Annotated in this window: 20 protein-coding genes and 1 tRNA gene; 1 reads left to right on the plus strand and 20 read right to left on the minus strand. The window is 40.3% G+C overall.

Annotated features, from left to right (window positions below; genetic code table 11):
* The first annotated feature begins 320 nt into the window (after positions 1-320).
* Positions 321-407 (plus strand) — tRNA-Ser (locus FC36_RS10365).
* Positions 408-656: 249 nt separating this feature from the next.
* On the opposite strand, the gene FC36_RS10370 is transcribed toward FC36_RS10365, so the two are convergent.
* The 20 genes from FC36_RS10370 to FC36_RS10455 form a co-directional block, all read right to left on the minus strand.
* Positions 657-1601: a GH25 family lysozyme gene (locus tag FC36_RS10370; protein ID WP_025020722.1), complete on the minus strand. Its 945-nt coding sequence runs from the start codon at positions 1599-1601 to the stop codon at positions 657-659.
* The gene (locus FC36_RS10375; RefSeq protein WP_025020723.1) at positions 1598-1999 is read right to left on the minus strand and encodes a phage holin family protein; all 402 of its coding nucleotides are present in this window, start codon (positions 1997-1999) and stop codon (positions 1598-1600) included. Before FC36_RS10375 ends, FC36_RS10370 begins: the two co-directional genes overlap by 4 nt.
* A 3-nt stretch (positions 2000-2002) precedes the next feature.
* Positions 2003-2245, minus strand: a complete 243-nt coding sequence (locus FC36_RS10380; RefSeq protein WP_025020724.1) for a hypothetical protein — start codon at positions 2243-2245, stop codon at positions 2003-2005.
* Complete coding sequence (locus tag FC36_RS11985) at positions 2229-2390, minus strand: hypothetical protein (RefSeq protein ID WP_155889573.1); 162 nt, start codon at positions 2388-2390, stop codon at positions 2229-2231. Before FC36_RS11985 ends, FC36_RS10380 begins: the two co-directional genes overlap by 17 nt.
* 8 nt (positions 2391-2398) lie before the next feature.
* On the minus strand, positions 2399-7732 hold the full coding sequence (locus FC36_RS10385) for a phage tail spike protein (protein WP_056986924.1): 5334 nt from the start codon (positions 7730-7732) through the stop codon (positions 2399-2401).
* On the minus strand, positions 7729-8364 hold the full coding sequence (locus tag FC36_RS10390; protein WP_155889574.1) for a hypothetical protein: 636 nt from the start codon (positions 8362-8364) through the stop codon (positions 7729-7731). Before FC36_RS10390 ends, FC36_RS10385 begins: the two co-directional genes overlap by 4 nt.
* Positions 8365-8435: 71 nt before the next feature.
* The gene (locus FC36_RS10395; protein WP_025020728.1) at positions 8436-12578 is read right to left on the minus strand and encodes a phage tail tape measure protein; all 4143 of its coding nucleotides are present in this window, start codon (positions 12576-12578) and stop codon (positions 8436-8438) included.
* 163 nt (positions 12579-12741) lie between these two features.
* A complete protein-coding gene (gpG, locus tag FC36_RS10400; RefSeq protein WP_025020729.1) occupies positions 12742-13110 on the minus strand; it encodes a phage tail assembly chaperone G in 369 nt (122 codons plus the stop codon).
* A gap of 60 nt (positions 13111-13170) precedes the next feature.
* Positions 13171-13779 (minus strand): major tail protein, encoded by a 609-nt coding sequence (locus FC36_RS10405; protein ID WP_025020730.1) that lies wholly within the window; start codon positions 13777-13779, stop codon positions 13171-13173.
* A gap of 5 nt (positions 13780-13784) precedes the next feature.
* A complete protein-coding gene (locus FC36_RS10410) occupies positions 13785-14189 on the minus strand; it encodes a hypothetical protein (RefSeq protein ID WP_025020731.1) in 405 nt (134 codons plus the stop codon).
* Entirely contained in the window at positions 14186-14560 is a 375-nt protein-coding gene (locus FC36_RS10415; protein WP_025020732.1) for an HK97-gp10 family putative phage morphogenesis protein, read from the minus strand. Before FC36_RS10415 ends, FC36_RS10410 begins: the two co-directional genes overlap by 4 nt.
* The gene (locus FC36_RS11715; RefSeq protein WP_082614613.1) at positions 14561-14890 is read right to left on the minus strand and encodes a phage head closure protein; all 330 of its coding nucleotides are present in this window, start codon (positions 14888-14890) and stop codon (positions 14561-14563) included.
* Entirely contained in the window at positions 14877-15182 is a 306-nt protein-coding gene (locus FC36_RS10425) for a head-tail connector protein (RefSeq protein WP_025020733.1), read from the minus strand. The genes FC36_RS11715 and FC36_RS10425 overlap by 14 nt, the downstream gene beginning before the upstream one ends.
* Before the next feature lie 2 nt (positions 15183-15184).
* Entirely contained in the window at positions 15185-15328 is a 144-nt protein-coding gene (locus tag FC36_RS12655) for a HeH/LEM domain-containing protein (RefSeq protein WP_155889582.1), read from the minus strand.
* Complete coding sequence (locus FC36_RS10430) at positions 15325-16443, minus strand: phage major capsid protein (protein WP_025020734.1); 1119 nt, start codon at positions 16441-16443, stop codon at positions 15325-15327. Before FC36_RS10430 ends, FC36_RS12655 begins: the two co-directional genes overlap by 4 nt.
* Entirely contained in the window at positions 16444-17058 is a 615-nt protein-coding gene (locus FC36_RS10435) for an HK97 family phage prohead protease (protein ID WP_025020735.1), read from the minus strand. It abuts the gene before it with no gap.
* Positions 17021-18235, minus strand: coding sequence for a phage portal protein (locus FC36_RS10440; RefSeq protein WP_025020736.1), 1215 nt, complete (start codon positions 18233-18235; stop codon positions 17021-17023). The genes FC36_RS10435 and FC36_RS10440 overlap by 38 nt, the downstream gene beginning before the upstream one ends.
* Positions 18236-18406: 171 nt before the next feature.
* Positions 18407-20104, minus strand: coding sequence for a terminase large subunit (locus FC36_RS10445; RefSeq protein WP_191978610.1), 1698 nt, complete (start codon positions 20102-20104; stop codon positions 18407-18409).
* On the minus strand, positions 20104-20559 hold the full coding sequence (locus FC36_RS10450) for a P27 family phage terminase small subunit (protein WP_025020738.1): 456 nt from the start codon (positions 20557-20559) through the stop codon (positions 20104-20106). The genes FC36_RS10445 and FC36_RS10450 overlap by 1 nt, the downstream gene beginning before the upstream one ends.
* Positions 20560-20658: 99 nt before the next feature.
* Positions 20659-21480 carry an HNH endonuclease gene (locus FC36_RS10455; protein WP_155889576.1) on the minus strand — a complete coding sequence of 274 codons (822 nt, stop codon included), beginning with the start codon at positions 21478-21480 and terminating at the stop codon, positions 20659-20661.
* Positions 21481-21550: the final 70 nt, after the last annotated feature.

The raw sequence follows: 21550 nt of genomic DNA on the forward strand, positions 1-21550 counted from the left end.
ACTCATAACCGTAGTTTAGAAGGGTTTCAAGCCGATTTTGAATCAATCATAACACTATACAATTTACAAAAAATGGAAGTATTACAAACTAGCAATTAGCGTAACATTATACCTTTTTTTAATTTTTCTCGCGGGATCAAAATGGGTCATATGGAACAAAATTTCTCAAAAATTCCCTCTTAAATAGATGCACCTCAAATTCCACATTCAAAAACGAACATCTTCTGTTTTTTCAAAATCGTTACTCTTCAAATTTATAATAAAATTTTTTGACACCCCTTGCCAACTTTCTATAATCTTGGTATACTGATAAATGTTATGGAGAGTTGGCAGAGTGGTAATGCACCGGACTCGAAATCCGGCGAACCGGTAATACCGGCGCGCAGGTTCAAATCCTGTACTCTCCTTAGTATATGTTGATATATCAATATCTAGAGCGTTATTGGACAACTTCTGGACAACAAAACATCCTTAGGAATTATCCTGGGGATGTTTTTTATTATCTGTTTTCGTAACTTTCAATAAAGCCACAACACTTCACAGTCATTTAAAAAGAAATATAAAAAAGCCCGCCTCCCGAAGGAAGCGAGCAAACGAGTAGGTCACACTACTCCGGAGTATATTTATTATACATTCAAAAGCTCTTGATAGCAAGACTATTTGAATGTGCCGAAAGCTTGGCCGTTGCTATCACGGCATACGAGATAACCGAATTGGCCGTTGCCTCGTGGCTGTCTAATCCAGATATATCCACCGGACTTCGCCCAAGCGTCATAATTAACCTCAGAGCCGGCAGGTAAGGTTGCGATAAGACTCGACGTCGTAGTTGCTCCCCAACGGAGATTAATTGCCGAACCTAAAGTGAACGTACCTTTTTCTGCAGTCCACTTAACACCCAAGTCGTCTGTCCAAGTCGTTTGGGATGTTACCGGCTTAGGCGCTGGTGTAGCGACTGGTTTACTTTCTACCTTTGCTCCAGACGGGTTAAAGAGCTTCAAAGCGTTATCTGTTACAGAGATAGAACCGTCGACTTTGTAACCAAGTAAATTATCTGTGTACTGCCATAAGTCGACATAGTTTGCACTTGGAAAATAGTTGAAGTCTGGGTTGCGGTCGGCGGCTGCGCCGTTTGCTAGTGGGTAATCTGCTAACCAAAAGAAGTCCATGTGCGGTTTAATCGCTTCTAAGTTAAATTGCGGAAGCAGATACTTGTAAGTGTAAAAACCAGTGTGGAAACCAGCTTTTCTAACCACATCAAGGAAAGCAATCACCGCATCAGTAGTTTGGTTAGTTTCCTCGGCATCTAGGATCATAAGTGTGCCTGGTGCTAAGTTAAACTTAGCCTTAGTTTGTGCGATGAAATAGTTGGCCTCAGCAACAGCTTGGCTAACAGAACCACCAAACTTACCAAAGTGGTAGAAAGCAAATCCAGTATACCCTGCTTCTGCTGCACGGTTAACTTCTCGATTAGCATAGGGGTTAGTATAATTCGTACTTTCCGTCACTTTAACAATCGCCTTGGTTGCTCCCAAAGACTTGTAATCAGCAACGGTTAAATCTGATTGGTAACTTGCCACGTCTACAATAATTTCTCGTGTCATTTTTGTTCTCCTTTCTCTTTTTCGTTCTTTTCATGCAGATACTCGTCACTTAGTTTGTAAACATACTTCTTGACAATTGGTGGAATGGGCAATCCCATTTGACCTAAGTTTTCAACGATTGAAACAAGGTAGATTACGCAATAATATGTTGTCCACAAAACAGCCCACCCCTCTTGGTTCATCGCCATTAGGATAGGATAGCTTAGCAAAGTGATAAGCACAACCAAGCTATGCTTGATTAATCCTTGAAGTCCTTTGCTTGAATTTGTGATGTGGAAACAGAGACTTTTTATATAGCCTGTTGCCACATCAACCGCTACAAGGGCCATAAAAATTGTGATAATAGGCTTGTCAATCAAAGTTGCACTATTGACAATTAACTGTTCGTGCCAAGCCATAGACTAAGCCTCTGTTTCTTCTTCAGCAAAGAGCTTGTCTTCTTCGGCGTAAACATAGTCAGCAAAATCATTCTTATCTTTACGCACTTCCTTGCGATTTGTTTCATATAACGCTTGGTCTGGGTAGTAAGTGTTAACTGATCCTGACCCACCATCTGTGGAAAGAGATGCCGAGAAAGTGGCCACAGTTTGACCGTTTACGATTGAGTTACCTTGTAATTGAATTGATTTAGTTTTCTTTAACATTGTTAGTACCTTCCTTTTCTTTATTAGTGTTTTGTGCTTTGGCTAAATCTTCTTCCAAATGCTTAAGCTTAACGCTTAAAATGGTCTCATTAAGCTGTGATTGGGCTAACTTCATAGTCAGTTCTTGGATAATTTCTTGTTCCATATTTTTTATCATCTTCCTTTCAATTCTTCAATTTGTTCTTGCAATTCTGCAATTTGATTTTGTTGTTTCTTCAATAGTGGGAGCAAGGCAACGGCAATTTTGTCATATTCGATACCCTCAATCTCACCTTGGCTATCATATCTAACTAACTTGGATAGCCCTTCTTTGTCTAATTCATCAGCAATTAATCCATAGTGCAAGGCATAACCATCATTTCTGCCTTCTTTAAACCTTGCTTTTTCAGCCTTATCTACCCACAACTTAGGTGAAATATTAATTAATTTCTCACCGTAATTTTCCATGCCATGAGCGTCTACAATGGCTGTTTTATATTTAGAAGCCGAAGTTGACCTTAGTAAAGTTCCGTCTGAACCAACATAAAGGTTGGGACTAGAAGATGTTGTTCTATTAGTTGCACTCGTTATACGGGTATAACTAGCGTTAATGTGAATTTCACTACCACCTGTTAGACCACGCTGTCCAGCACCAATAGCTATTTGTGGTGAGGATTTAACTACGTCCCCATAGGCAGTTCCAGCTGTTAGAGTGACTCCAGTATTTCCACCAATAATTCGTGTACCAAAGGTTTTATCTATTAAAATTCCATAACCACTTGCAGTTATTAGGTCTGATGGTTCAGTATCGCCCACATAAATTTCCAGTGCATCACGTCCTTGCAGACTTGCACCATGATAACTTCCAGCGCCTGTAGTAGAAGTGATGTAATTGTCAATTTTGAAATATGGTTTTTGGTTGTTATCAAACAAGTTTTTGCTTGTCAGTTCAAACACACCATTATGAATACCAACCCCATCACCAATACCATTAAATGCCTCAATGGTGCCATTATCAATATCAATGTGGAAATTCCCACTCGTTGATTGGATGTGTCCGTGTCTGAAATCAACCGCACCCGTCATGAGGTTCAGTGATAAGTTAGGCCCTTTCAATGTACCAGTCGTGATGTTATTTGCATCTAAATTAATGATCCTTACATTCGCAGCGTTCAAAGTCCCGGCGGTAATCTTGCCGGCATCAATGCTTCCTATCTTAGCCGATGTAATAGCTCCGTCTTTAATCTTAGCGGTGTCCACACTCAGATTACCTATTTTTGCATTCGTGATAGCCCCATCAGCAATATGAACGTTTTTAATAATTGCGCTATCTAGCTGGCTAGCGCCTGTGATGTGGAGAAATTTACCATCAATTAAGCCGTCAGCAAAAAGATTAGTGGCATGCAAGTTCTTGATATTGGCAACATTACCGTCAATCACAGTACCTCTTAGTCGTTGTCCGTCAATCGAACCTGCCTTAATCTTAGTTGCGTCAATACTATCAATCATGGCCGACTTGATTATTGAATTATCGATAATTGTCTGACCGTCTAAGTGAATGTGGTTACCTTTGAAACGCACATCACTGTTATCTAAAGCCAAACCGCTTAAAATTCGTCCGTAGTTATCAGACAGAACCGCGCTCCAACCATCGGGCTTTTGCAACATTTGACTCTTGTAAGCCACATCTTCGGGTGCTGGTGACCAATCACTTCTATTTGTGCCACGTTCCACCTTAAATTTAGTCCATTGCCACCAGCCACCAGAAACTCCGTCCCATCTAGCATTAGCACTATAATAATCATTACTCAACATCTCCGAATCAACTTTAATCTGTAAAGTTACTTCTCGCCATGTAGTATTGTTGGTGGCAACAACTTTATCTGATGGTGCGCCATAAAGGGCTTTGTCATATCGTGTTTTGTTACCCACTAATCTGAACGGGACAAAAGTTTGAGCTGTGTTACTTACTAATTTCGCACTACCATATTGATATTGCATATATACAGTTAGAGTGTCGCCAACTTTTAAGTTATACAAATTAATTCTAGGAACTAAAGTTACAACTTCGTTAGTATTTCCTTTTGGAGTATACCCCATACCTTGCCATGTAGAACTTGTGCCTTCGGCTAAATTTCTTCCAGCGCCTACTAGGGTTGCACTAACCTCTTGCTTAATTTCCCCAGCAGTCTGGTCAATTCTGCTTTGAATAAGACTATTTGCATCAGACTTAGTATAAACAGAGCTTGCCTTAGCATAAGTATTGCTTACTTCGGCTTTGTAGCTGGTAAGATTGCTCTGTACACCATTAATTTTCCCTTCCACATCTTCGGGTGCTGGTGACCAATCACTCGGCTTGTTACCTTTTTCTAACTTTAATCCAGCATAGTAAATATTGGTGTTAGGTGTGGAGTTATATTCTACACGTGTGTTCATCCGATACAATGTGGACTCTTGTACCTTAAAAACCCATGAATATTGTTGCCATTGAGTAGTAATAGGCTTAGAACTCATATTGATTGCATAAACAGTTGCTCCTGTATTCGCAGAAGTTTTAGCCTCATCAACGGTTCCAAATGCACGATAGATATCTAAAGTACCAGTATTAATTGTTTTGTCAGCTTTTACGTAAACCGATAGTGTAATAGTATCGCCACTCTTAATATCCGCTCTACCTAAAGCGTTTTTCATGTTAATAAGAATACCTTGCCACGCTTGATTTGTGGAAACACCATCATTGCCATTGAAGATTTTTCTATTAATACTTCCTTCATAACTAGCAACATCGCCAGTAATATCTGCCGTCCCTTTCAGTAAATTCCGTCCACCAACTTGCAATCCGTCTATCTTTCCATCAATCTTCTTGATGGTTTGGTAACTACCTAAGGCAGTATCAATTTTGGAGTTGTTAGCCCAGTTAAAGTTACCATTACTATCAGCACCTAATGAACTAATCAACCGTTCTGTCTTATCTTTGGTTGACTTTGTTTCATTGGTATTTTGTTGTACCTTGGTTTCAACCGTAGTTAATTTGCCAGTCAACTCATCTTTGGCTTTAGTAATTTCCGTTCTCACACCACTAATTGACTGATTTACACTATCAGCGGTTACCACGTGGTTGGCTTGCCCACTATCTGTAACCGTCTTAATTAATTGTTGTGGGGTGGTCTTGTTTTGTAGGTCGGTAATTTTCCCTTCTACATCTGTCGTTAACGAACTTATACGTGAGGCTTGAGCCTCAATTTTTTCATTAGTAACAGATAATTCAGCGCTATTAGCTTTCTTAGACAATTCACTATCAACATAAGATTTAGCAGCTTTCAAGTCAATCTTGCCATTTAAATTGCTGATTCCAGTCTGGTAAGTCGTGTTATCAACTTTCTTGGTAACTTCTTGTTTTAACCCATCAGCGTCTGCTTGTAAGTTATTGATAGCACCTTGAGCATTGCTAATAGAAGCACTCATACCTTTAGCGCCTAAAGATAAAGAATTGATATTATCTTCATTATCCTTGACCGCACCTTTTAAACCAGTAACATCAGTGGTTAAAGTTGCCACTTTACCTTTTTGGTCGTTATAAGTGGCTGTCAAACTATCAGTTGTACTCTTAACACCTGTGGAAAGGCTATCCAAACCTTTAGCCAGATTACTAAGGCTAGTACTATTAGATTGCCAGGCACTGTTAATTTCGCTAGTAGCAAGCGATAAAGAGCGACTGAGCTTATCAGCTTGTGCACTGGTGGAAACCATCCCTGAGATTGCTTGGCTAATAGTTTCACTAGTTGCTTTGCTCTGACTATCCACATCGCGTTTAATTTGTTCTAAATCTACTTGTGTTGTTTTCAACCCGTCAAGCGTGAGTGAATCGGCTTTTTCTAAACTGGACCAAAATTCACTGTTCTTCGCAGAAAGTGAACCCCACACCTTGTCAAATTTAGTTGATTGACTATCGATTACTGATTGAGCTTGTGAGTAAGCCTCGCTAGTTGCTAAGCTAGCTGACTGTTTGACTGAATCAAATTTACTATTTGCTAAACTTTCGGACTGTCTGAAAGTTTCGGATAGTTCAGACTTCGTTGGAACGTTGGCGGTTAGGCTTGCAACTTCCCGACTAACCCTATACACATCTTTTGTATTAGTGATTTCTTCCCAGTTGGTACCATTCCAGGTCAACATATAGACATCGTTGCCGTCAGTCTTAAACCATAAATCACCAACTTTTTTAGCTGTTGGTTCTGTTGTTCCACCATCTGTTCTGAAAACAGTATGATTACCGTCTGCAGCAGTTTGGGCAAGGATACGAGTTTGGGCTAAATTATTCTTAACTTCCTTAGTTTCACTAGCCACTGCTGAAATTGATTCGCCGAGTGTTGTGCTTAAGTCACCAAGTTCAATGGAGTCATAAGCGTCAAGCAAAACATTCCACACAATACGAGTGACTTTGATTTCACTATCAATGCCAAGCTTTTCAAAGCGCACAGGCACAATGTCGCAAAGGTCAACGTATTCTAGTGGCGCAACGTTTTTATACTCCTCTGTTTTTGACAAATCAGCAAAGCTAATCTTTGTGGAAACCTTAGGTATGCCAATTCGGTTATTCACTACATAGCTTTGCGCTTGGTTCTTGAGTAACTTCTTGATCTCAGTTTCGCTAGTGTAGATAGTTTTGTCATCGCTACTTGCATCACTTGGTTTGCTACCTATGCGGTAGTCGCTGAACTCGCTTCCGAAATCAACCGGCAAAATCTTACGGTTAGGATATTTTTTCAGATACTCACTATCAACAATGTAGCCATCGACCGTAACCATTTGGTGGTCAGAGCCACTAGCATAACTAACCGCTGCATAAGGATAGATTGAAGTGTATGTTTGACTGATGTCCTGTTCTTGCTCAAAGGTCAGCAAGTTCCGACCGTAGCTTAACAGAGTATTAGCCGTGGTTCCACGTTGCTTGCGCAAACTGATATGAAGATTATCGAAACGGTATTCTCCACCCCAAACATCCAGGATGGAACCTGCTACCCCACCAAGAACTTGCCGAGCATTTGTGGCTTTGGTAATGTCTAAAGATGTTTCGTTCTTGGTCTCAATATCTGAGTCAACTACGATATCTGGATTCCCACCAAGTAGAGCACCTTTCCATTGCTGCAAGGCACTTTCTGCATTACCGCTAAGCACTATAGAAGGAGTCACCGCTAAATCTGCAGTGATATATGAAATATGTTCGGCATAAACCGTTAAATCAATATACCCATCATCTGACATTTTAGGGGTAACAGTTTTAATAACAAAACGTTGGTCTTTCAGCTTGTGACCAGCGTCAACCTTAATAATACGGTTATTCGTCAATAAATCTGCCCGTTTTCCTTCTTGTGGATAGGTCATAGAGAGTGTGAACTCTCCGTTGCGCTCTTCGGTAACTAAGACTGATAAAGCGTCAGGCAAAGTTCCTAACCCGTTGCCGAAGAAATCCGTTTCATCAGCACTATATAAGATTGGATAACTCAAATTCTCACCACCCATCTAGGAGTTATTTTTACTGTGAAATTACTATTATTCCAGGTGATTTTGTTACTTCCTGGTTGTAATTTCAGAAAATCACCGTGCATTTTTCTAAATACAGTTTCGGTTCCGTTTAAATTCGTGCAGGTTTGTGCCTCTGTGTCTAGCACTATACCTTTATCCACACCTTTTAAACTCAAGCCATTAATCGTCACATCTCCCGAACCAGTCAAAGTAATTCTAGGACTGGCCGAAATGTTACCTAAGTTGACCAACGTAGACCCACTAGCAACTGCACGCTCTGAAAGTCCTTGTTCAAGATACTTATATGGCATAAATCTCAACTTGACCTTAGAACTCGCCTCTCCGACATTGTAGTCAACGGAAAAACTATCTAAAAATTGTCCTCGATAAATATATCCAGGATCCTGACTAAGTTTAATATCGAAATACTTACCGTTTGTAGCGAGCAAGTCAGCGTGCATACTTTCGATGCCCTTCCTGATTTCTGAATTTTTACCGATGAAAACGATAGGAAATTCACGTTCAAAGGAACTACGACGGTTATTACTGATAGTTAACGTCCCGTCGCGCCCAGGAATATTCAAATCGGTTATATCAGGAACGGAAGATGTCACTGTGTAATTGGCTTCAATATAGGCGTGGTAGTCGGTTGACTTCTTGCCGTTAATTGTAAAACTTGCGTAGCCTATGATAATCTCCCCCTAACTCTTTGATTTGTCAATTGGTCCATACCTTGCATAACCGTGCGCAAGGCTTCACGTTGATTGTCGTTACCCGGCTTAGACAATTCGCTTAAGATAGCACCGACCAAGTTAATTAAAGTTTGTTGATTGCTTTCCACACCGCTATTATCGATAACATTCGTCGCTTCCAAACTAACTGGAGTGGCTTTGACTGATTTTGATAAACCTTTAGCTACATCAACCGCATGCGCTGTCCCATTGGCATACTGTGGCAAGTTACCAAATAACTTTGCGGTTTCTGAGGCTTTAATAACTTTGGTCCCTCGTGGCGCATTGTCGATTGGAACGTTACGTCCAAACGGAATGAAAGCTGGCTGACCAGGGAATTGAACTGCTTCACGAAAGACTGGCCCTGGTTGGTCGTTAACCAGCATTGGCCCACCTTCATGGTAATTCGTCCCCTTAGCACGACCCTTACGACGAGTGATAACTTCATGAATTGTTTGGTAAACAGTTGTTAAAGTCTTAGTCCACGTTCGCATAGCGTTAAAACTACTAATAGCACTTATAGCTCGTCTTGCGGCACCCGAAGTATAATCCGTACCTCGGAAGTTCTTATGATTAGGATTAGTCCCATTAAAACTACCAATCGAACTTCGACCACGTCCACTTGCACTATCAACAGAACTTGAATTACCAGTAAACGGTTTGTGCTTTGGATTAGTTCCGTTGAAAGCGCCAATTGAACTCCGACCTCTACGACTAGCATTGTCAACAGAATTAGAGTCACCAGTCATTGGTTTGTGGAGTGGATTTGTTGAGTTAAAACCAAAAATAGAATTTTTCCCTTTTTGACTTGCTTGGTCAACGCTATTGGAATCTCCTGTCAAACTTTTATGTTCTGGATGTTTTCGATTGTACTCGTCGATGTTAATTCCAGCTTGTTTCAAAATCGCACTAGCATTAGCATCGTTGGCTAACAATTGTTTAACAGTAGTAGGCAAACCATTCCACAGTTTGTATTTAGCCACTGCGTCTGCTAATTGTGGTAAGCCTTTGGCATTAACGATAGCTTCTTTAGCTTGCAAACTTAAACTGTTCCACTGACCAGTTTTTTCCATCGCCTCAACCATGGTTTTACCGACATTGCTTTTAATCCAGGCTTTTTGCTCCTTGAGGCTTAAACTGTTCCACTTTCCTGTGGAGAGCAGAGCATCAGCCACCATTTCTTTAGCGTTTGAGCTTAACTTTCCTTCCTTTTCAAGCAATTGGATTTGATTCCATTTATTTTTGGACTGAACGGCTTTTTCTACTTCGTCAATCGCATTCGTTTTAATTTTTCCTGTCTTAGGGTCAAAAACTAAACCATTCCACATATCCGCAGCTTTCTTAACAGAGTTAGACATGTCGTTAGTCTTAGCAACCATAATCGCACTAGAGTTAGATGTAACCTTAGCCATTTCATCTGCTCTTGCTTTGGCTTGGTCATAAGATAGTCCTGCTTCACGCATGGAGTCTTTGATTTGCTGAGCTGACATTCCACTTGCTTTAGCACATTTGTAGTAAGCATCAGCAATCTGATTAATTGTTTTTTGGTCAGCTTGTCGTAAAGCTTTCATAGACGCATTATATTCAGCAGTTGTTAATTTACCTTCTTCATGCATCTTTTTAAGTTCTTTGGAACGTTTTGCATAAGATTTAATCGTGTCAGCTTCTGATTGTTTGAGTGTGGTCAAAGTATCTTGTCGCTGTTGTTGATTCATATTTTTGTAATCAGCATTCAATGCAGCTAAAATTGTTTTGCGTTTGCTACCACTAATTCTCAAAACATTAAGCATTTCATTTTGCATGCCTTGTTCGATATTAAGTAAAGCAACGCGTTGATTGGCGTCTAGGTCTCTAACAGTACCATGATGACCTTTTAAAATCGCTTGATATTGCTGTTTATAGTTCTTGAGATTATCTAGCGACTTATTCATCGTTTGTTGTTCTTTAGTAGCAGTTTCTGCAGCTGCGTTTTGAACTTCTTTTGGCATATCTTTAACAGAGGCTTTAACTTTTTCCACATGATCTTTAGCTTGCTTTTCAATTTGAGCAAATTGCTTATCGAAAGAGTCAGCTAATTGTTTGGTTGAGGTTTCACCGGCGGTTGTCATGTCAGTCAGCGCTTGATTAATTCCCGTTGTTGTTTGCTTGAAACTACTCAAAGCCTTGTTGGTTTCTGAGCCAACCTTAGTTCCCCATTGCCCAATCTCAGCATTATTCTGAGCAATCTTCTTACCAAACAATTCGTAGTAAGCAATCCCTGCTACAATAGCGACACCTACAGTAGCAAGCATTGGGCCTAGACCACCTAAAGCGGCAGTCGCACCAGTTGTTGCACCAGTCATGGAAGTCAAGCCACCAACAGAACCCGCTGCAGAAGTTCCAATTTCTGCGATTGTAGTAGCTGCTGCACGTTTGCCCGCAATTTTTCCTAGCCATGTAGCTAAACTCCCACCAGCTTTAAGCAGGCCACCGACAGCGGTTCCCACACTTCCAATTACAGAAATGAGCGGGCCAAGTGCGGCAACTCCTAAAGCTGCGTAAGTGATTAACTTTTGCATTCCAGGACTAAGCTCTCCAAATTTCTGTGCTAACTCACTAATTTTTTGAATTATTGGCGTGATAATTGGCAAGATCACCCGTGCTACTTGCATCATCATATTAGTAAGGCTTTCTTTGAAGATACGTATTTGGTTTTGTGCAGATTTAAGATTGCTTTCGGATAATTTACCAACGTAGTCTTTGCCTGCAGCTTCTTGAACTTTTTTGGTTAATTTTCCTAATTCTTCACTATTCTGTGCCAAAATTAAAGCAGCTTGCTGACCAGTGGTTCCAAAAATACTGTGGAAAATGTCGTTCTTTTGGGATTGTGTCAAGCCTTTCATATGCTTGTTCAAAGTTCCAAAAATTTCAGTCATAGATTTCATCTTACCTGATTTGTCGATGAAATCCTTGGTTGATAAGCCCAATTTTTGAAGCGCATTTTTAGCGCCAGTTGTTGGTGAAATGAGAGAATTAATAACTTTTCTCAAACCAGTACCAGCTTTATCTGCTTCTAAACCATTATTAGATAAAATACCAATCGCACTTGAAGTTTCTGCGAGACTAAACCCAGCAGAGTGAGCAGTTGAGCCAACATAAGACATGGCCACACCTAAATCTTGAAAACCAGTAGAAGTTGCATCAGCTGCATAAGCCAGTGAGTTGACCACAGCCTTTGTGTTTCGAGTCATCCCAGCAACTGAGTTAGATTTCATCCCGAAAGCTTCAAGTGTTTGCGAAGCAACTGAGGTGACTTCTGAAAAGTCATCACCTGTGGCCACAGACGCTTGAAGTTCAGCATTCATCGCTCCAATTGCTTGTTTTGATGTGTAACCACGTTTTACCAAGTCTTGGTAACCTTGAGCAATTTTGGTTTGTGATATGCCGTATTTATTGGAATATTTTTCGGCATCGGAAGTCATCCGATTAATTCCTGACATCGTTTCTTGGACGCTTTCACCACCTTGACGAATTAAGTTTTTTGTATTATTCATCGTGCCATCGAATTCAATAAGCTTTTTAGCACCATATCCAATGCCGGCTGCAATTGGTGCGGTGATGTGAGTCGTCATACTTTGCCCGAATCCTTGAATTTTTGATGATACGGACTGAATTTTTTCACCAATTGAGGTAAGCTTTGACCCTAATTGTGTCCAGCGTGACGATTGAACAGCAATCTGTCCAGATAAAGAGGACATTCGATTGCGCAAAGCTTCCATTGCTGCGGAAGTTTTATTGACCTGATTAGCCGCATTCGCTTGTCGCGTAGATAACTTTTGTTGTTCGCTTGCGGTTTCTGCAGTTTTACCTTTTAACTGGTTATATGTAGCCATTTGTTTTTTAAGCAAGGCTTCATAATTCCGCATTTGGCTCTGCATAGTCGCATAGCTAGCCCGCATAGCATTCAAATTATTCTTGTTTCCACGTAACGCAGTATCTTGTGCTTTCAATGCAGAAGTTGTCGCTCTAATCTGAGCTTTCAATGCAGACGCGTTAGACTTAAACGGGTTGATATTTAATTCAACCGTAGCGGCTAAGTGTCCTAAAGATGCTCCCATTTTCTTTTATCCTCCTTTCTTTTAAACTAACCAAGGAAAGACCTCATCAAAGTATTGTGTCTTTTCCTCAAAGATTGAGGCTAATTGCTCCAGTTCATCAAGTGTAAATTGGTTAATTTCTTGAAGCTTATAGCCGTCCTTCATACGTGCTTTATAAAACTCATCAATTTGTTCTAGCGCTTTCTCTATCTGCCTTTCCGTCGTCACTTTTGTCAGCGCTTTGTTCCTCATCATCGGAAGTTCCGAGCGAGTCACCGATTACTTTATATAAAACGTCCATAGATTCTTGGTCTGCACCAGCAATGAATGCCTTTTCTGAAAATTGCTTGTGCCAAAAACTTGAAGCAATCATCGCAAAATCTTTTTGTTGTTGGTCAAGATCCTTGTCAGTCAGACCGTCCTTTTTGTTATACATCTTGATTTGATGCGCTTGATACTTCATTGCATTGGTCATGTCGATTAGCATAGGCGGTTCATTACGCACGTATGTTTTCTTTTCACCATCAATCAGTAACTTAATTTCGTATGCCATATTAAAATCCTTTCGTTTCTATTCGTCTCACATTTCTCGTCTCTGTCTGTTATGCGTTATCTATGCTCCAGGAACTGATGAAACTTCCTTGAAAGCTTCTAAATCTTGGTCATTTTTAGGAAATACCGCTTTGTGGAAGGTTTCAAAATCAAAGCCTTCGTTATCTTCGCGACCAATTAATAAAATTAATTCTTGGTCGCCACGTGGTACGAAAGAACCTTCGATTTCGTCCGCTTCAGGGTCTGGTGCACCATCTTGCGCCTTAGTGTTAAGCGCAGGTAATGAGAACATTCCCTTGAGCATCCCTACCCACACATACTTGCCATTAGACATCTTAGTCCGGAACAAAGTAGCAACGTAATTAGGAGTTAAATCTTTTTCGTAAATTTCCACACCCTTAACAACCTTGATGCCAAATAAATCTTGTTTCATCTTAGTATCTGTATCGTAGAGGTTAATTGTTTCCTTAGCTTCTGTAATACCACCGCTCAATACCAAGTAAGGTGAGTCGTCGGCTGCTAAGGTTTTTAATTCGTTTGTCAATTCCACTTTTACTTCGGATAAACCAGAGATTTGGCGTGTTTCTGCGACAGTGTTTTTCTCATCATCAACAACACCGTATTCAAATTTCGAAGCACCAAATTTTGCAACTTTTTTATTGTCTGCCATAATTTTTAGTTCCTTTCTCTATAACCTTCAAAGTTCCCAGTAACCATGACTAAATTATTGTCATCTGCATCGTCATGAATGCTTAAATAGTATCGTTCATATTCATGTTCTTCTAAAACGTCATAAATACGGTCAATGATTTCTGAAACCTTTGATTTATCTTTCTTTTCTACCCAAAAATCAACTTGCACTCGATGAAATTCAATCGCACGCTTATCATCGGCATAAATAGCCGCGTCGTACGGAATATTAGTAATCCTTATCCACGGAGCATTGTTAAAATCATCTTTAGGGGTACTAGTAAATACTGGGTTGTATGTCAATTTTTTAGCACGGATAGCATTAAGCATATCCATCAACTCGGAGTCTTCCGATAGAATTTTAGCCACTTTAGTATTTGGTAGCGTCATTCAACTTTCAACTCCTTTACAAATTCTGCCAAAACCTGTCCTTTAGATTCTGATTGCGACTTTTCTATAAAATGTTGAGGCCGTTGCTTAGAAGTACCAGAATTAGGGAAGTGAGCGATATAACCTTTGCTTGAATCGTAACCAACTTCTTGCGTGTAGTCGCCACCAACACCCGAAAATTTACCTAAGGTAACATGGTCGCGCAATGGTCCTTTTCCTGAGTGATCTTCAGAACTGACCGGGGTGTTATTTTGCAAGACTGTCTTAAACTTTTCAGCGCCCGACTTAACCGCTTGTCTAGCTTTTCGGTCGTAACCTTTAGTGAGCTTATCCACATTGGCAAGTAGTTCAAATTCTCCTGTAACTGACATTTAAGACACCTCCCTCGCTTGAATCTTAGTCAAGTCTTTCTTTTGATAGTCAGGATCTAATCCTGTAATTTCGTAAGTTTTGCCTCTCCACACAATCTGCCAATCTGGTTGAATTTCCATTTTTTGCTTGTAGGCAATCAGAAATAGCGGAGTGTTTTTTCGATAGCCAACTTGCTCTTTTTTATTGAGCATTTCACGAACAGTAAGCTTAGAAACTTCAGCCCAACAGGAAAACAACTCTTCGGTTTTTTCGAAAGGTTCAAAATCTTCGTTAATACCAGTTGTTTTTGCCACAAACGTAATCCGTTCGGTCATGTTATTCGTCCGCATCTAACTCACTCCTTAGCTGATTGATAATAGAAACGATATTATTCGATAGTTCTGGTCGATAATTATCTGCAGATAAGCCACGCAAGTAATAATCTTCCTTGACCATTTTCATGAGTGCAATAAAAAAACGACTATCGTCGATATAGTCGCTTGGTTGACTATCAAATTTTATTGCTCTAGCAAGTTCCATTGCAGAGGCATTAACCAGTTCCTTCAACACATCATCGTCAAAGTCTTGGTCAATCTTGCAGTAATTCTTAAGTGTGGAGAAACGTTCCTCTGTTAGCAGCATGGCTAATCACCTACCAATTCTAGAAGTTGCGACTTGGACATCGAACTTGTGTAACTTATGCCTTTGTCGTCTAGGTAGGACTTGATTTCAGCTACCGTGTTAGCAGAGGTAGGCTTAACGCCCGCTACTGATACGGGCTGTGCTATTTTCCCGGTTCAGATACTGTCACAAAGTAACCAGCATTTTGGTCAGTCGCCTTAACATCGTAACGTGTGGCAACAGATAAGTATTGACCGTAGATTTCGTTTTCGACCCAACGGAACGTCAAATCAGCACGGTTAGCAAATAACACAGCACGTTCTAAGTCACCGACAAAGCCGTGAGCTTCGCCCGCTTGTCCTAACAATGTATCTTCTACAATAACGACTGGCACACCTAAAATCATAGCTGGAGAGCCTTCAGCAACAGCTGGGTGCAATAAGTATTGACCATTTTTATCTTTGAGAGTGTCTAACCAGTTATAGAATGATTGACTGGCCACAATCATTCGATTGTAGGCTGGATCTAAGTCTACGTTCAAGACTTTCTTTAAATCATCTAAAGTAGCGGTTTCCTTTGCAGTGAAACCTTTAATAACAGTCGAAATATCAGCGTTAGTAGTGTTTACTTTTTGTTGTTTTGAATCACGAGCGACCAAACCCACTAAATCGATTGCCGAATCATCAATAGCCTCTTGTGACAATGGAATAGCACCACGGCGAGTTGCAACTTCCCACTTAACTTGTTGAAATTTTGGCTTTGCTAAGTCTGGATTAGCTTCCAATTCTGCCACAGTATTCATCTTAGCGGTAGCTTTTGCTAATACTGGGTAACTACCTGACGCGGTTGTAACTTGTACAACACGAACGTACTTAGTCAAATCCGTTACTGTTTTAACTTCGTCTTCGGGATTGTAGATAACTGCTTCAGGAATGGTTACCTTACCGTCTGTGGACTTGAAGCCAGCAGATGCAGCATCCCGTGTGTGTAGATATTCGTTAAACATAGAGCGCAAGTTCATCTTCTCGCCACCTTTCTTTCGCTTAGCTGGTTCTGGGTTACCTTTCAAGGCTTCCTCGTATGACCGGGCTAAATCTTCGTTTTCTTTAATTTCATTTGTAATATCTTCGATTGCTGAACGCATAGCCTTAGTAGCTTCTAAATCTTCGTTAGTTTCAGCGTTTTCTAACGCAGAACGTAATTCTGCACGCTTAGCAATTTGGTTAGAACGTAATTCATTTAATTTAGCTCGGACTGTCTTTAATTTTTCTTCTAAATTCATTTAGATATCCTCCATTAAAATCTCTTTATTTACTTCAAAAAGCATTTGTTGACGCTTTTCTTCATCAATTTTCTTCGGAATAAGTTTCTTTGACCGTTCACCAACATTAGCCACAGTATCAGGGTAAGCCGGTGTAGTTACAACCGACACATCATATAAGTGGTCAATATTACGAATTACACGATTATAGTCGACACCGTCTTCTTCCGATTCCGTCCATTCTTCTGAGTTTTCATCTTGAGAAATTGTAAATGCAAAAGAGCACTGATTGATAACCCCTTGACGAATATTTTCCATAAGGTCACGAGCGTAGCTGGTATCTGTCGGTGTAACTTTGAATTTAAGACCAATATTATCTACAGAGAGTTCCATGTTTACTCCTGAACGTCCTAGGACTTGGTTTTGGTCGTGATTGAAAGTAGCGACGACGTTTGACATGTCGGCATTATCTAATGCGTGCTCATCAATGGTCTCCCGAAAGTTAACCCAGCCTCCTAAAACTTCTGACTGACGGTTGAACATTAAAGCGTAGCCTTCAATAACATTAGATTCTTCTTCCTCTCCAACCGACCGTAAATTAATCTTGGTTTGGATTTGTCTTGTTTCCATATCCATTCATCCCACCTCCTTTCAGTTGATATTCTTCTTTAGAATCTAAAAAGACCGTGTTCAATGTTGATTGGTAACGGTCCATGTTAGGTTCTTTAGATTTTGCTCTCCCACTAGCCTCTAAGGCCTCATTAGGAGTCAGTAGGCCAGCATTAACAGCTGATACGGCTTCTTCCATTGATAGTCCTGTTTCTTTGCGCGTATCGAACTCTAAGTGCATTTTAGAACGTTGTCTGTCGCTCAATAACTTAGATTCCATTTCTGCTAGGATAGGCTTAAAGTAGTAAGGTAAATCTGAATTAATAAAATCAGATTGCAATTGCTTGATTGATTGGTTAGGACTATTCACACCAAGCTTGTATGCAGGAATATGCATTGCCTTGGCAATCTGGTTAGTGGTGTAGTCATTACTGTTAATCAGACTAAGGATGTTAGTGTCGACTTCCAGATTTTGGTAATCCATGGTGCTATCCACAATAATTGGACTGCCAGCCACCGAGCCTCGCTGTGCATACTCGAATTCTTCACGCATTTTTCTGCGGGCTTCCTTGGACAACTTACCAGTAGCTTTCAGCACCGCACCTTTAAGTCCGCCTTTAAAAAACTTCATGAGCGTATCCACACCATTTTCTTGCAACGTAATTTCATTTCTCAAAGATAAGAGCGGTGACCGTCCATGAATGCCATCATCGCTAAAAAATTTGAAATGTAAAACGTTATCAGGCTTTTCCACAATCTCTTTGCCGTCATTAGTGTAAAAAATGTATTTGATATCGTTGAGGTTACTATCATCAATATAAGTATCTGACGGTTTGAAATATTGAATAAGCGACGGCTTGTTAGTCCGTGGATCTCTGACGATACGAGAAATACCATCCCCAGTTAACAAGGCATTAACTGACATCGCAAACCGCCAAGAATACGAGTCCATCTTAGAATTAGGCTTTTTATTAACTAAATACTCCACGTTATCATCGTGGATAGTATCATCCGTTTTATCGTCAACCATAATCAAGCGGTAACGACCAACCATAGAGCCAATGATTCCTACTGCCGTTAACACATCGGAGTTCTTGAGCGCCGAAATACCGACATAGGCCGAATTAGTAACGCTTGGGAGAATATTATCTTCTAGCAAGTCAGTCGCCCAGTCCCGTGTTTCCACACTACGAAATAAAGACATTTAATCACCTCCTTTCGCTTAAGAGAGAGATGAGAGAGAGTAAAATAAAAGACCCGCCAGTTAATGCAAGTCCTAGAAGTATATCTTTCACGAAAGCTACAATCAGCAGCAATAACAGACCGACTAAGAATAGTAGTACGGTCTCATTTAATTTTAGCCATTTAAAAAACATTAGAATCCGAAATCTCCATTCAGTATATCGTCGTCGGTTAAATAATTATCAATATCTGTGGTGAAACAAACCGCATAAGCATCTAGCAAGGCATCTAACGCATCAATCTTATTAGCATACTTATTTTTGTCAATACGAGCGCCATTATTATCAGTCTTGAGTACTGCGTTGTTTACCGCCCCACTTAAAATTTCATTTGGAGCATGGACCACCCGTTTTTCTATCACATCATCTCTAAACTGTTTGGTTGGCATTGAGAGAGTGAGCGTTCCTTGTCTAATTTGAATTTGCTCCCACTCTGGATGGTTCTTTTCAATTAAGGTTAGTAGCGGGCCATATTGCGCAGGGTCAAAACAAATCGCTTGCACATCTAAGTCATTCACCGATACAAACTCATGTAGCCAATCGTACACCCGCTCAGTATCGATAACGCCCGATTCTAGCGTGGTAATTTCACACTGGCCTATTTCTTCAAGGTGTCTGTAATCAAGCCTGTCAGCCTTAATTTTAGCGTCTAAACCATACTTAGTGCCGACAAAAGCAAAGCTATCTGCATACCAATACCCTTCAAAAGGAATCAGCCAAGAAATAGCAAACAGGTCAGAAGTTCGACCAACATCGACCCCAAACCAGACCTTCTTACCTTGAATATCCGCTCTAGGAACTTCAGCATCATCCCAGGTTTCAATATCCATGTAGGAATCTTCTTCAGCTTGGCGCCACATATTGAAGTTCTTAATCAGTACGGAATTGTAAGTTCCTTTTTCTTGCGACTCTTTCTTGCGTTTACGAAGATAGTTCATCACACGTTCGTATTGGCTTTCCACACTTAGGATAGGGTTAGACTTTATCCAGGTTGACTCATCATCGATTTCTTCGATATTGTCTTGCTCAGCAATATAAGCGAAGTAAGTCTCATCTTCAATCTCACCTTCTAAGATTTTCCTTGCGTAAGGATACTCGATTGTGTGCATTGGCGCATTAAGGTCAAAACCTGCTGTGGAAATAATCATCGTAAGCGAATTATCAAGTTGCCCTTGACCAGATTCAAGTAACTCCATCATTTCAATAGTCTTAGACGCTGCGTATTCATCGAGGATGGCTACATAAGGTTCAAACCCATCGACCGTCCCAGTATCGCGAGAGAGGGGGCGAACATAACTATAGTCATCTAGGTTACGAATTTCTTCACGCACACGCTTAGTAGCACGTTTAACCCAGTCATCCCGGCTTCTTAATGCAGTCAGTCGCTTAGCAATCATTTCAAACACAATAGAGGCTTGTTTTTTGTCGTTAGCAGTACAAAAAATTTGTCTTGAGTAAGCTGGGTCTTTACCAAATAAGAACTCATACAATCCAACTCCTGAAATCAACAAAGATTTCCCGTTCTTTCTAGCCACAGATATCATAGCCTTGCGGAATCTACGCCATTCGGGATGGTCCTTGCGGTACCAGCCATAGATAGAACCGATAATAAATTTCTGGAAGTCAGCCAGTGGAAATGTTTGTAGCGTTTTAGGGTCAGGTAACATTTCCATAAACATGATTGCTTTGTCAGCACGTTCTTTGTCGAAATAATACGGAAAATCATCAGTTTTAGCTCTTTCCAAGTCTTTTTTATGCCTTTTGCAAGCTAAAATAACCTTTTTTGACGCTAGAATTTCGCCGGTTAATACTTTCTCGATGTATTCATCCATCAGCCAAACATCTCTTTCATTGTCTTGGGCTTATCTTCCTTATCGCTATTCAAAATACCCGTATTGATACGCATGCGACTATCCACAGTTAACCCAAGGTCGGAAGTTAAGCCTTTGATATTTTTGGTCACACGATCAAGGTAAGCGTACGATGCAACCCGTTCTTCTTGGTCAGGAACATTCTCGATTAATTCTAAAATTTCTCGATAAGCTGCATACCAGGTACAATAGAGACATACAGTCGCAAGGTCCATATCACGAACAGGCAATTTCTTTATTTCTGGGATGACTCGCAGGTATTCTTCTCGTGCATATCCAGTCAGATATGTGGGTGGTTCATCATTCAATTCTTTGAAACCATCTTTGGCTAGCATTTGTGCTTTTAGCTTAGTTTCCTGACGCAATCTAGTTAAATCGCCAGTAGAACTCTCTAGAATTTTGTATTTTCTCCCCATTTAGCACCACCTCCTTAAAATGTTGATTTGTCGGGCTCCAAAAATGAAAATTGTTACACTTTTGCGAAAAGAAAAGTGAATGTCCGTTCTAAAGAACCTTTATATATAGCCCCCGTTCATTTTTCGGGGGGTAGGTTCAAAATAAATTTTTTGAAATTTACTGAAATCAGATTTTTCAAAAAGATTTAACAATTTCTGATTTGCTTTTCGTTTCGGTTTGAATTGATTTGAATTCGAATTTGAACTTAAAACCAAAAAGTGTTTGATTACATCGTGATAAGGACTTAGAACGTTATCGATATTCTCATTCGGAACAGTTAAGATAATCCAAACGTTATCGAATGTCTGTTCAGTCCGTAACTTCCGTAACATCTGTTCATACCACAACATGATATAGTCATGCGCATCATAGTTAATCTCACCCAAAGGCAAGCCAGTTATTGTATGCATCAATGCATCATAGTCATAGACTAGGTCATGCTTAGATAATCTCTGCTTAACCCAAACTTCCTTTCCGCTATCTGGCAGACCACACACTATATTAATCCGCATGTATCTATGCGCTCCTTTCTCACGCTTGCACCACTCACGATAAGTCTTAACATCGTGACAGTGCTTGCAAAGTGTCTGCAAGTTGTCTGCATTCAATCGTTCTTTCCAATCATCTTTACTAGGAATAATGTGATCAACAATGTTTCCTTGCTTTCCACATCTTTGGCAAAGACCATAATCTCTATCTAGTACCTCTTGACGCACTGTTCTCCAGTCTCCCGACTTGTAGAAAGACACGTACTCCCCTTGTTTCAATTGCCGCCTCTGGTTAAATTCTTTATGGTGCCTTTGCTTTTCACGGTAGTCTACCCGTTTACCACCCGGGAGTAGTTTTTTAATCATCGCCCCACCACCTTCCGCTGCAAACAAAAAGCCAGCCGTTTCCGACTGACTTTAAAATCAAATTATTTCAAGATTAATACTCAACATCTCTTGAACT

This window comes from Ligilactobacillus equi DSM 15833 = JCM 10991 (assembly GCF_001435735.1).
Taxonomy (GTDB): domain Bacteria; phylum Bacillota; class Bacilli; order Lactobacillales; family Lactobacillaceae; genus Ligilactobacillus; species Ligilactobacillus equi.

What these genes read in the sequence shown, in the direction of transcription:
- gpG (WP_025020729.1), bottom strand. Translation starts at nt 13,110, where the DNA reads ATGGCATACGAAATTAAGTTACTGATTGATGGTGAAAAGAAAACATAC.
- FC36_RS10415 (WP_025020732.1), bottom strand. Translation starts at nt 14,560, where the DNA reads ATGTCAGTTACAGGAGAATTTGAACTACTTGCCAATGTGGATAAGCTC.
- FC36_RS10425 (WP_025020733.1), bottom strand. Translation starts at nt 15,182, where the DNA reads ATGCTGCTAACAGAGGAACGTTTCTCCACACTTAAGAATTACTGCAAG.
- FC36_RS10450 (WP_025020738.1), bottom strand. Translation starts at nt 20,559, where the DNA reads ATGGGGAGAAAATACAAAATTCTAGAGAGTTCTACTGGCGATTTAACT.
- FC36_RS10370 (WP_025020722.1), bottom strand. Translation starts at nt 1,601, where the DNA reads ATGACACGAGAAATTATTGTAGACGTGGCAAGTTACCAATCAGATTTA.
- FC36_RS10405 (WP_025020730.1), bottom strand. Translation starts at nt 13,779, where the DNA reads ATGGCAGACAATAAAAAAGTTGCAAAATTTGGTGCTTCGAAATTTGAA.
- FC36_RS10435 (WP_025020735.1), bottom strand. Translation starts at nt 17,058, where the DNA reads ATGGATATGGAAACAAGACAAATCCAAACCAAGATTAATTTACGGTCG.
- FC36_RS10375 (WP_025020723.1), bottom strand. Translation starts at nt 1,999, where the DNA reads ATGGCTTGGCACGAACAGTTAATTGTCAATAGTGCAACTTTGATTGAC.
- FC36_RS10430 (WP_025020734.1), bottom strand. Translation starts at nt 16,443, where the DNA reads ATGAATTTAGAAGAAAAATTAAAGACAGTCCGAGCTAAATTAAATGAA.
- FC36_RS10445 (WP_191978610.1), bottom strand. Translation starts at nt 20,104, where the DNA reads ATGGATGAATACATCGAGAAAGTATTAACCGGCGAAATTCTAGCGTCA.
- FC36_RS11715 (WP_082614613.1), bottom strand. Translation starts at nt 14,890, where the DNA reads ATGCGGACGAATAACATGACCGAACGGATTACGTTTGTGGCAAAAACA.
- FC36_RS10380 (WP_025020724.1), bottom strand. Translation starts at nt 2,245, where the DNA reads ATGTTAAAGAAAACTAAATCAATTCAATTACAAGGTAACTCAATCGTA.
- FC36_RS10395 (WP_025020728.1), bottom strand. Translation starts at nt 12,578, where the DNA reads ATGGGAGCATCTTTAGGACACTTAGCCGCTACGGTTGAATTAAATATC.
- FC36_RS10440 (WP_025020736.1), bottom strand. Translation starts at nt 18,235, where the DNA reads ATGTCTTTATTTCGTAGTGTGGAAACACGGGACTGGGCGACTGACTTG.
- FC36_RS11985 (WP_155889573.1), bottom strand. Translation starts at nt 2,390, where the DNA reads ATGGAACAAGAAATTATCCAAGAACTGACTATGAAGTTAGCCCAATCA.
- FC36_RS10410 (WP_025020731.1), bottom strand. Translation starts at nt 14,189, where the DNA reads ATGACGCTACCAAATACTAAAGTGGCTAAAATTCTATCGGAAGACTCC.